General features: G+C 72.4%; 10 protein-coding genes. 2 read left to right on the forward strand and 8 right to left on the reverse strand.

Annotated elements, in window-relative coordinates:
* The coding region (locus tag BZL64_RS02120) for an FHA domain-containing protein (RefSeq protein WP_143662949.1) at positions 1 to 842 on the forward strand (842 nt) is incomplete at its 5' end.
* Between the two features lie 52 nt (positions 843 to 894).
* Here BZL64_RS02120 and BZL64_RS02125 read toward each other — a convergent pair.
* Positions 895 to 1905, reverse strand: a complete 1011-nt coding sequence (locus tag BZL64_RS02125) for a methyltransferase domain-containing protein (protein WP_086765496.1) — start codon at positions 1903 to 1905, stop codon at positions 895 to 897.
* Positions 1906 to 2005: 100 nt separating this feature from the next.
* Between BZL64_RS02125 and BZL64_RS02130 the strand changes: the two genes are divergently transcribed.
* Positions 2006 to 2419, forward strand: a complete 414-nt coding sequence (locus tag BZL64_RS02130) for a globin (protein ID WP_086765499.1) — start codon at positions 2006 to 2008, stop codon at positions 2417 to 2419.
* A 55-nt stretch (positions 2420 to 2474) separates the two neighbouring features.
* Here BZL64_RS02130 and BZL64_RS02135 read toward each other — a convergent pair whose 3' ends face one another.
* The 7 genes from BZL64_RS02135 to BZL64_RS02165 all read right to left on the reverse strand — a co-directional run bounded on the left by BZL64_RS02135 (position 2475) and on the right by BZL64_RS02165 (position 10351).
* Complete coding sequence (locus tag BZL64_RS02135) at positions 2475 to 3152, reverse strand: DUF8185 domain-containing protein (RefSeq protein WP_086765501.1); 678 nt, start codon at positions 3150 to 3152, stop codon at positions 2475 to 2477.
* Positions 3149 to 3559 carry an acyl-CoA thioesterase gene (locus tag BZL64_RS02140; protein WP_086765503.1) on the reverse strand — a complete coding sequence of 137 codons (411 nt, stop codon included), beginning with the start codon at positions 3557 to 3559 and terminating at the stop codon, positions 3149 to 3151. Before BZL64_RS02140 ends, BZL64_RS02135 begins: the two co-directional genes overlap by 4 nt.
* Positions 3560 to 3565: 6 nt before the next feature.
* Entirely contained in the window at positions 3566 to 5230 is a 1665-nt protein-coding gene (gene ettA / locus BZL64_RS02145) for an energy-dependent translational throttle protein EttA (RefSeq protein ID WP_086765505.1), read from the reverse strand.
* Positions 5231 to 5513: 283 nt separating this feature from the next.
* A complete protein-coding gene (locus BZL64_RS02150; RefSeq protein WP_086765508.1) occupies positions 5514 to 5942 on the reverse strand; it encodes a VOC family protein in 429 nt (142 codons plus the stop codon).
* A gap of 154 nt (positions 5943 to 6096) precedes the next feature.
* The gene (locus BZL64_RS02155; RefSeq protein ID WP_086765510.1) at positions 6097 to 7512 is read right to left on the reverse strand and encodes a Cys-Gln thioester bond-forming surface protein; all 1416 of its coding nucleotides are present in this window, start codon (positions 7510 to 7512) and stop codon (positions 6097 to 6099) included.
* A gap of 261 nt (positions 7513 to 7773) precedes the next feature.
* Complete coding sequence (locus BZL64_RS02160) at positions 7774 to 8253, reverse strand: single-stranded DNA-binding protein (protein WP_086765512.1); 480 nt, start codon at positions 8251 to 8253, stop codon at positions 7774 to 7776.
* A 370-nt stretch (positions 8254 to 8623) separates the two neighbouring features.
* Positions 8624 to 10351, reverse strand: a complete 1728-nt coding sequence (locus BZL64_RS02165; protein WP_086765514.1) for a YfjP family GTPase — start codon at positions 10349 to 10351, stop codon at positions 8624 to 8626.
* Positions 10352 to 10760: the final 409 nt, after the last annotated feature.

Genomic DNA, 10760 nt, shown 5'->3' on the forward strand with positions numbered 1-10760 from the left:
CCGGCCCCGGCGGCCAGGGCGGTCAGGGTGGCCCCGGCGGTCAGGGCGGGTACGGCCCCGATCCGTCCCGGCAGGATCCCCGCCCCGGCGGCGGTCATGGCATGCCTGGCGGTCCCGGCGGTCCCGGCGGACCTGGCGGTCCCGGCGGGCCTGGTGGCCACGGGGGGCCTGGTGGCCCCGGCGGTCACCGTGCCCCGCAGGCCTTCCAGCAGCCCGGACAGCCCGGCCCGCAGGCCCCGCCCGGCTACCCGCAGGAGACCGGCCGGCCGCAGCAGCCGTCCGGCCCGTCCTTCGGCGGCGGAGACGACGACTGGGTGCTCTCCCCGCCGTCCCACACTGGCGGCCCCGGCGGCAACCAGGGCGGTGGCTACGGCTACCCGCAGCCCGGCGGCAACCAGGCCCCGCCCCCGCCCGGCCCGGCGTTCCCGCAGCAGCCGGCGACCTGGACGGCGACCATAGGCCCCGACCGCGAGTACTTCATGTCGATGATGCACCGCTCGGGACCGGAGGCCGCGGGACTGAACCTGCCCGCGTACTCCCCGGAGCAGCAGCGCACGCTCGGCGGCAACCAGATCACCATCGGCCGCCGCCGGCACTCCACGGGTGAGACCCCCGACATCGATCTGTCGGTACCGCCGGAGGACCCGGGCGTCTCGCACCAGCACGCGGTGCTGGTCCAGCAGCCCGACGGCAGCTGGGCCGTCGTCGACCAGAACTCGACGAACGGCACCACGGTCAACGGCTCCGACGAGCCGATCCAGCCCTTCGTGCCGGTGCCGCTCCAGGACGGCGACCGGGTCCACGTCGGCGCGTGGACGACGATCACGGTGCGGCGGGGCTAGGCCCTCTCGGCAGGCGGTGCCGGGCCCATGTCGGCCTGGGACCGCCCGCCCCCTAAGTACCGATGAGGGTTGGCCCCGACGAGCCCGGCAGGGGCCAGGCGTACGGTCCCTCCGGGTCGTCGAGCCAGGCCCAGGTCTGCTCGCCGCCGACGGTGACGCCGTACCGGTCTCTTCCGGGCCTTCCCTCGCGTTCCCACAGCGCGTAGGCCTCCTGCGGGTCGAGGGCGGCGCGGGTGAGGGCCAGCAGGAAGCGGAACAGGTCGTTCTCCCTGGCTCGCGTCGGCACCCCGCCGAGGGCGACCGGCTCCGGCGCGCGCCGGTCGGTGCCGCGCAGCGGGACGAAGTAGGCGGGGTTGTGCAGGAAGTTCCCCTCGGCCTGCCCGCTCTCCCCCACCGTCAGCGCGAGCAGCCCGGTGGCGAGCGGGGTCAGGATGCGGGCGCCGGGGCGGCACTGGGCGATCCAGGCCCGCGGGACCGACGCCAGCTCGCAGGTGGCGATGATCCGGTCGAAGGGGGCGCGTTCGGGGACTCCGCGGGCGCCGTCGCCGGTGACGACCGTGGGGCGGTACCCGGCGTCGGCGAGATGCCGCCGGGCGGACTCGGTGATCTCCGGGTCGAGGTCCACGGTGGTGACGCGCTCGTCCCCGAGCCGGTACGACAGCAGCGCCGCGTTGTACCCGGTGCCCGCGCCGACCTCCAGCACCCGGTCCCCGTCGCCCACCCGCAGTTCGGCCAGCATCTCCGCCATCAGCGAGGGCTGGCTGCTGGAGGAGAGCAGTTCCCCGTCCCGCAGCCGGGTGGCCAGCGGCACGTCCTCGTACGCGCCGCGCAACCAGCGCTCACGGGCCCGCGGATCGGGACTCTCGCCCCAGCGCCGCTCGTACCCGCGCGCGCCGCCGACGTAGTAGTAGGGCACGAAGAGATGACGCGGAACGGTGCCGAAGGCCTCCCGCCACTGCGGGTCGGCGGCGAAGGCCCCGCTCGTCTCGATCTCCCGCACCAACGCCGCCCGCTCGGAGACGGCGAGCTGCTCCAGCTCCTTGCCGAGCGCATGCGCTGTCATACGTCCACTGTGCGGCGACCGGGCCCGGGAGGCGAGTGCCCGGGGGCTCCCGAACGCGGGGGTCCTAGGGCTGGAGTCCTCGGTCCCCGGGTCTGAGACCATGGGGAGCGTGAAAGAGATCCGGCGCGGCACGCTTCAGGAGCAGACCTTCTACGAGCAGGTCGGCGGGGAGGACACCTTCCGTCGGCTGGTCCACCGTTTCTACGAGGGAGTCGCCGAGGACCCGGTCCTGCGGCCCATGTACCCCGAGGAGGACCTGGGCCCGGCCGAGGATCGGCTCAGGCTGTTCCTGATCCAGTACTGGGGCGGCCCCACGACGTACAGCGAGAACCGCGGCCACCCCCGCCTGCGGATGCGGCACGCGCCCTTCACCGTGGACCGGGCCGCGCACGACGCGTGGCTCAAGCACATGCGGGACGCGGTGGACGACCTGGGGCTCTCCGCGGAGCACGAGGAGACGCTGTGGAACTACCTCACGTACGCGGCGGCATCCATGCTCAACACCCCGGAATGACCCGGCGATGACCCCGGTGCCCCGGCGTACGGCGGCCTGAGGGGGCGTATGCCACTCAGCGCACGCTGAGGCCCAGGCCGCCGAGTCCGGCCCGCCGTACGGCGATCGAGCCGTACGGGGTCCGCAGCCGCAGCCACGACCCCGAGGAGAACAGCCCGACGTCCTGGGGCTGGGTGGCCGGCCGCAGGAAACCCAGCGACTGGGCCGCGTGCACGGCCCGCACGGGCAGGCCGGTCTCGCCGACCGTCCGGGACCAGATGTCCCGCCCGATCCGGTCGAGTTCGGGGCGCGTACGGCCCTCGTCCGGCAGTTCCTCCATGCGGCGGCGGAACTCGGCGACCGCCGCGCCGACCATCGCGCGCAGCGCGTCCGGCGCCGGAAGGCCCGCCTGCGGCTGCCAGCCGCCGCGCGGCGGCAGCACGCCCGCCCAGGGCGGCCCTGTGACCGCGGCGGGCACGGCGGCCGTGGCCGCCGCCTCGTCGACGCTCTCCAGCAGCTCCCCGGCGGACACGGTCACGTCCAGCGTGACGTCGAGGCCGTTCTCGTACGGCTTCGCCAGCCGGACCGCCCGGATCGCGAGGACCTCGAAGGACGGCGGCCGTCCGAAGACGGCCAGCGCGGTGCCGGCCGCCTGGAGCCGGACCGCCGCTCCACGGTCGTAGTGGAGCAGCCGGGAGAGGAAGGCCGCGAGATCCGCCGCCTCCCCCTCGTCGGCGAGGTGGAGCACCGTCATGCGGCGACGGCCTCCTTGTCGTCGTCCCGGTACTCCTCGAGGAACTCACGCTCCTCGTCGGTGAGCCGGCGCGGTCGCTGTGCGGCGAAGTCGAACGGCACGATCACCGTCGACGCGCTGACGTAGACCTGGTCGCCGTCCTTCACCTCGTAGCAGATGGTGAAGGACGCGGCGCGTATCTGCGTGATCCACAGTTCGATGTCGACCGGTGTGTGCCGGTGGACGAGCTGCCGCTTGTAGTCGATCTCGTGGCGCGCCACCACGGACCCCTGCTTGAAGTCCTTCTCCGGGCGGAACAGGAAGTCGATACGGGCTTCCTCCAGGTACCGGAGAAACACCACGTTGTTGACGTGGCCGTACGCGTCCATGTCCGCCCAGCGCAGTGGGCAGCGGTAGATGTGCCGCAAGAAAGATCAGCCCCGGGTCAGCTTCTTGTAGGTGGCGCGGTGCGGACGGGCCGCGTCCGCACCGAGACGCTCGATCTTGTTCTTCTCGTAGGACTCGTAGTTGCCCTCGAACCAGAACCACTTGGACTCGCCCTCGTAGGCGAGGATGTGCGTGGCCACCCGGTCCAGGAACCACCGGTCGTGGGAGACGACCACAGCCGCGCCCGGGAACTCGAGGAGCGCGTTCTCGAGGGAGGACAGGGTCTCCACGTCGAGGTCGTTGGTCGGTTCGTCGAGGAGCAGCAGGTTGCCGCCCTGCTTGAGGGTGAGCGCGAGGTTCAGGCGGTTGCGCTCACCGCCGGACAGGACACCGGACGGCTTCTGCTGGTCCGGACCCTTGAAGCCGAAGGCGGAGACGTACGCCCGCGACGGCATCTCGACCTGGCCGACGTTGATGTAGTCGAGGCCGTCGGAGACGACCTCCCACAGCGACTTCTTCGGGTCGATGTTCTCGCGGCTCTGGTCGACGTACGAGATCTTGACCGTGTCGCCGACCTTGATCGCGCCGGAGTCCGGCTCCTCCAGGCCCTGGATCATCTTGAAGAGGGTGGTCTTGCCGGCGCCGTTGGGGCCGATGACACCGACGATGCCGTTACGCGGCAGCGTGAAGGAGAGGTCGTCGATGAGGACCTTCTCGCCGAACGCCTTGCTGAGGTTGTTGACCTCGACGACGACGCTGCCCAGCCGCGGACCCGGCGGGATCTGGATCTCCTCGAAGTCCAGCTTCCGCATCTTGTCGGCCTCGGCGGCCATCTCCTCGTAGCGCGCCAGACGCGCCTTGGACTTGGCCTGACGCCCCTTGGCGTTCGACCGCACCCACTCCAGCTCCTCCTTGAGGCGCTTGGCGCGCTTGGCGTCCTTCTGGCCCTCGACCTTGAGGCGGGAGGCCTTGGACTCCAGGTAGGTGGAGTAGTTGCCCTCGTAGCCGATGGCGCGACCGCGGTCCAGTTCGAGGATCCAGCCGGCCACGTTGTCCAGGAAGTACCTGTCGTGGGTGACGGCGACGACGGTGCCGGCGTACTTGGCGAGGTGCTGCTCCAGCCACTGCACGGACTCGGCGTCCAGGTGGTTGGTGGGCTCGTCGAGCAGGAGCAGGTCGGGGGCCTCGATCAGCAGCTTGCAGAGCGCGACGCGGCGCTTCTCGCCACCGGAGAGGTTGGTGACCGGCCAGTCGCCGGGCGGGCAGCCCAGGGCGTCCATGGCCTGCTCCAGCTGGGCGTCCAGGTCCCACGCGTTGGCGTGGTCCAGGTCGTCCTGGAGCTTGCCCATCTCCTCCATGAGCGCGTCCGAGTAGTCGGTCGCCATCAGCTCGGCGACCTCGTTGAACCGCTTGAGCTTGCCCATGATCTCGGAGGCGCCGTCCTGCACGTTCTCCAGGACCGTCTTCGACTCGTCGAGCGGCGGCTCCTGCAGCAGCATGCCGACGGAGTAGCCGGGCGACAGGAAGGCATCGCCGTTGGACGGCTGCTCCAGCCCGGCCATGATCTTGAGAACGGTGGACTTACCGGCACCGTTAGGCCCGACCACACCGATCTTCGCGCCGGGCAGGAAGCTCAGCGTCACGTCGTCAAGGATGACCTTGTCGCCGTGAGCCTTACGCGTCTTGCGCATGGTGTAGATGTACTCAGCCAAGAGAAACCGTCCGGCAGCTTGAATTCTGGCAGTGGGCAGATACACCCCATCTTGCCGGACTGCTACCCCTGGGGGGAAACCCGATTGCGGGGGACTCCCTGACCTGCGGTTTTGCCCTAGACGCCTGCGGCGGACCTGTCACTGGCGGTGGCCAGGGGTACAGGGAGCGCCAGATCCGGCACGTGAAGGACCACGTCGCGTTCGCGGGCCCGTCGGACCTGTCAGCATCGATGTCAGTGCCCGTGGCCATGGTCTCCCTCGTGCCGTTCCTCCGTTTCTCCCTCTAGCCGACCGGCTGGCCGACGCCCAGGAGGTTTCCCTCGCTGTCGTGGAACCAGGCTCCGCGTTCGCCCCGGGCGCGCTTGCTCGGGTAGTTCCCGTCGATCTCGGCGACGTGGTCGACGGTGCGGAAGCCGGGCACGTCGACCTCCTCGAAGACCACACCGCGGCGCTTCAGCTCCGTCACCACTGCCTCGATGTCGTCGACCTCGAAGGCCATCTGCGTGAACGTGCCGGGCGAGGTTCCCGTCGACCGGAACAGCACGAACTCCGCGCCGCCCTCACATCGGTACAGCAGTCCGCCGGGGCGTTCGTCGACCGGGTGCAGGCCGAGCCGTTCGGCGTAGAAGCGGCGTGCCCGGTCCAGGTCCTGGGCCGGGAGCCTGGTCGCCACCCGTGCCCCGGCCAGGGTGTTCCTGTCGTCTGCGTTCATACGACCACTCTGCCCCCGGCGGTGGACCGGAGCGAGGAACGTCACCCGTTTCCGTCGTCGCGGGGGTGACGGCCGCGGGTGAGGAGTCAGGGCCCCGCCCGCCGCTGTCGAGCCCTGGCCCTCCCGTCTCCCGGTGCGTGCCGTGTGGGCTGCCTCAGCCCTGTGTCGTGTTCTCCTTGCGGCCGACGAGCAGCAGGACCGTGCCGCCGATGACGACCAGGCCGATCGCGGTGCCGGCGATCAGGGGGGTGGCGTCGGAGCCGCCGGTCTCGGCGAGGTCGCTGCCCGCGCGGGCGGTGCCGCCCACCGTGGCCGGGCTGGGTTCGGCGAGTGTCTGGGTGGTCAGGCCGGTCTCGTCGGCTCTGGTCCGGCAGTCGAGGACGCCGGCGAAGCGGCTCTGGGTGCCCTGCGGGCCGGTGATGGTGAAGTCGTAGGCCTGATCCTCCTGGAGAGGGATCGTCACCGTGCGGGTCGTGCCGGCGGGGATGCTGTGCCGCACGCCCATCAGCTCGAAGGTGAATGCCTGGTCGCCCTGGTTGGACGCGGCGATGTCGACGCCGTTCTCCGGGCAGTTCTTCGCGGCGGAGAGGGCCGGCACGGCGCCTGTCTCGGCCCAGGTCGCGGCAGCCGTCGCGGCGACGGTCGACTCGCTGGAGCCGGCCAGGATCTGTGTCTGGCTGCGGCTCGCGGAGGTGAAGGCGCGGCCGACGGGGACGGTGGTGGAGGCCTGGACGGTCAGCTCGGCGGCCCCGGCGGCGGTGCCGACGGGCACGTCGAAGAACAGTTCGCTGCCGTCCCGCGCGGAGGTGACGGGTTCGCCGTCCTTGCCGACGACGCGTACGCCGGTGATCGCGGCGTCGAGCGGCGGCGTCACCGTCACGGCGCTCGCGCCGGTCCGTACGGTGACCGGGCCGAGCAGTTCGCCGGGGTGCCCGGAGACCGCGGGCCCGTCCAGGGTCAGTGACGCCGGGGGTTCCGCCACGGCGCGGGCGGTCCCGTGGAGGTAGTCCGCGAGCCGTTCGGCCTGCGGGTCGACGGCGTCGACGTCCGCGCCGTCCGAGTAGCGCCAGATCGCCACCTGGGTACCGGCCGCCGCGTCCTGCTCGGTGAGGCCGCCTCCGGTGATACCGGCCTTCTTGGCCAGCGCGGCCAGGTTGTTGACCTGGGGGTAGGAGTTCTGCAGGATCCAGCGGATGCGGCCCGCGTCCTTGTTGACGCCCAGTGAGGTGCCGCTCCAGGGCGTCTCCTGGTACTTGGCGTCCTTCTGCGTGGGGTTGTGGAGGTCGACGCAGTAGGTGTGCAGGGTGCCGCCGCCGTCGACGGACATCTCGAACAGACCGGCCGAGACCTCCTGGTCCCCGCTCTCGTCGTGGAACACGGCGGCGCCGTAGGTCTTGAGACCGCCTATCGTCGCCGTCGCTCCGCCCTGCGTCTGTGCCGCGGTGTCGGCGACGGCCGTGCCCGCGGTGACGAGGACACCGGCGGCGACGAGTCCGGACACCAGCGTCCCCGCTGCGAGGCGGACCGCGCCCCGTCCGCGCCCGAACGGCGCGGAGAACGAAGAAATCACGTAATTCCCCTTCGAGCAGGACCCGTTGACGTGGGGGGATGGGTCCCACCAGCAGAATCAGAAGCCCCGTGAGCCACGTTCGGCATCCTAGAGAGGCGGACGTACCGGCCTTCCCGGTCAGGTCACCCGATGGGTGATCCGACTCGGAATCGTTATCCCCAAGATCGCCTGCGAGCAGGGCTTATCGACAAATCCACTGACAACTCCGGGATGTATCCGCCGATAAGCCGTCGATCGCTCAGACCGGCACGCTCCCTGACATCACGTCACGGCGGCCGGCTCGCGTCGCCGCACTGATTCGGGCTCCGCGGACGGCGGCCCCACCGGGGTCTCCCAGTCCGGCTCCGGCTGCGTGGGTACGCCGGCCGCAGCGGCCGTATCAGGCCTGGCCGCGCGGCGGAAGACAGAGGTGCCGCGGGCGAGATCATGGCCGATCGCCACCGCGTCGACGTCGGCCGACGTCCAGTTCTGCCCCTCGCGCGCTTCCGCCCGCACCTTCAGCCGGCCCTGGACGATCACGGCGTCGCCCACGTTCAGCGACGCCGCCACGTTCACCGCCAGCTGCCGGTTGGCCCACACCGTGAAGAAGTTGGTGTGTCCGTCGGTCCAGGTGCTCTTCTCCCGGTCCCAGTAACGCGAGGTCACCGCCAGCCGGAACCTCGCCGACGGCCCCGCCGACAACTCCCGGTACACCGGCTGCGTCGCCACGTTCCCCACCGCACAGACCATCGTCTCGTTCATCGAGAACCCCTCCCTCACCCCGATGTTCACACCGGGCGGATACGCGTACGGGCCGGTCCCGTACGGCTGCGTCTGGGTTTTCCGGGACGCCGGCGGCCACGAGGCATCCGCCCCGAGCCGCTCACCGCCACCGTCGCCACGACCGCGTCCGCCGCGATCGCCGCACCACCAGACTGCCTCCGCCGGGCCGAGCCCGCCGCGCCCTGTGGACCACCACCGGCCTGTGGAAAAAGCCGTCACCCGAACGAGGGAGACCAAGCTCGCACCACCCGGATCACCGCCCGCGTCACCGCCGCCGGATCACCGTCTGGCACGCCCCGGACCGCCGGGCGCCGGATCACCACCCGGCGCCCGCCCATGGGTGCCGCCCTCACCTCACCAGCGCCTCCGCGCCCATCACCCGCCCGTACTGCTCCCGTACCTCCCGGTACCGCAGCAACTCGGCGGCCACGGGATCCAGGACCCTCGCTCTGCCGCACCCGGCGGCAGCCTCCCGCAGGCGCCGTTCCGCGTCCTGGCCGTATCTGCGTGCGGGACCGCGGGCCGCCAGCCGGCAGCTCCACTCCACCAGCGGGCCGCCGATGATGCCGGCGACCATCAGCAGCACCGGCACGCCCAGGTTCGGCGACATGACCCCGGCGATCTGGCCGACCAGCCACAGACCGCCGAGGATCTGCAGGAGCGTCATGGACGCCTGGGCCAGCACGGCCGCCGGCCACCAGCCCGGCCGCGGCGGACGCCCCTGCGGCTCCCCGGCCCGCGCGGTCAGCTCGTCCAGCGCCTCCGGCAGCCCCTGCGCACCGCGTACGGCCGCCTCACGCACCGCCTGCGCCCACGGCGCGGGCAGGCCGGCCGAGGCCCGCTCCGACACCGTGCGCACCGCCTGCTCCACGCGCTGGCGCGCCGTGGCCTCCTCGTCGGCCTGCGAGCGGACCGGCATCCGGCCGGTGGGGGGATCCCGGCGGTCCTCGTACCACCGCCACAGCCTCAGCCACGGCGTCCCGCACGCGCGGTTGGCATTGCGCAGCCAGGCGCGTTCGGCGGCGTCGCCCGCAGCGGTGGCGCCGACCGCGTCCGCGAGCCGGTCGGCGAAATCGTCCCGCGCCTCCTCGCTCAGCCCGGTGCGCCGTTCCGTCGCGTAGACGGACCGCAGCCGCCATCCGGCGGCGTCCACATCCGCCGCGATCCGCCGCGCCGCGGCACCGCGCTCTCCGACGAACTGGCCGAGCAGCTCCCGCAGTTCTCCGACCCCGTCGCCGGTGAGCGCGGACAGCGCGAGGACGGTCGCGCCCGGTTCGCCGTACTCGCCGAGGGCGACGCCGTCCTCGTCGAGCAGCCGCCGCAGGTCGTCGAGGACCATCTCGGCGGCCTCGCCCGGCAGCCGGTCGACCTGGTTGAGGACGACGAACATGACCTCCGCGTGACCCGCCATGGGCCGCAGATAGCGCTCGTGGAGCATGGCGTCGGCGTACTTCTCGGGGTCGACGACCCAGATGACGGCGTCCACCAGCGCCAGCACGCGGTCGACCTGCTCGCGGTGCTGCACTGCGGCCGAGTCGTGGTCGGGCAGGTCGACCAGGACGAGCCCGCGCAACTGCGCCTCGGCGTCCGCGCTCTGCACCGGGCGGCGGCGCAGCCGGCCCGGGATGCCGAGCCGGTCGATCAGGCTCGCGGCGCCGTCGCTCCAACTGCACGCGATCGGCGCGGCGGTGGTGGGCCGCCGCACGCCCGTCTCCGAGATGGTCACCCCGGCGAGCGCGTTGAACAACTGGGACTTGCCGCTGCCGGTGGCCCCCGCGATCGCGACGACGGTGTGCTGCCCCGAGAGCCTGCGCCGGGCCGCCGCCTCGTCGAGAACGCGCCCCGCCTCGGAGAGCGTCCTGCTGTCGAGCCGCGTACGGGAGAGCCCCACCAGTTCACGCAACGCGTCGAGCCGGGAGCGCAGGGCTCCGTCGTAGGCGAGCGGGGTCGCGGTCTGGGGCCCGCCGGACCGGACCTCCAGCGCCGCGACGGCCTGCTCGGCGGCGGTCGCCTCGTTCACGCGACGCGCGATGAGACCGTCGCCCCAGGGTTCACCGGAACCCGGGTCGTCCGGCACGGCCTGGCTGTCACCGCCCCTCCCACGACCGCCGCGGGCGTCGCGACCGTCGGGACTCTCGCGGGTGTCGCGGGTGTCGCGGGTGTCGCGGGTGTCGCGACCCTCGTGGGTGTCGCGATCGCGCGCGGGTGCTTCGGTCTCCGGCGGGCGGGCGGGACCGCCCTTTCCCCGCACCCGCGCGGGAGGGGCGCTATCTCGCACGCGCGCGTGCGTCTCGCCCGCGGCCTTCGACCGGCCGCCCGAGGACTCGCCGGTCGCGCGCGCACGCGCCGGGCGCTCCCCTCCGCCGACGGGCGTGGAGGCGCCACTCTCCCCCGCCTTCCCGGAACGGCCGCCTTCAGCTTTGTACGGGGACAGGGCGGCGGCGGCCGGGCGCGCGGAGCCGTTGCCGCCGTCCGCCCTGTCCCCG

Origin of the sequence: Streptomyces bobili (genome assembly GCF_002154575.1) — a bacterium.
Taxonomy (GTDB): Bacteria; Actinomycetota; Actinomycetes; order Streptomycetales; family Streptomycetaceae; genus Streptomyces; species Streptomyces bobili.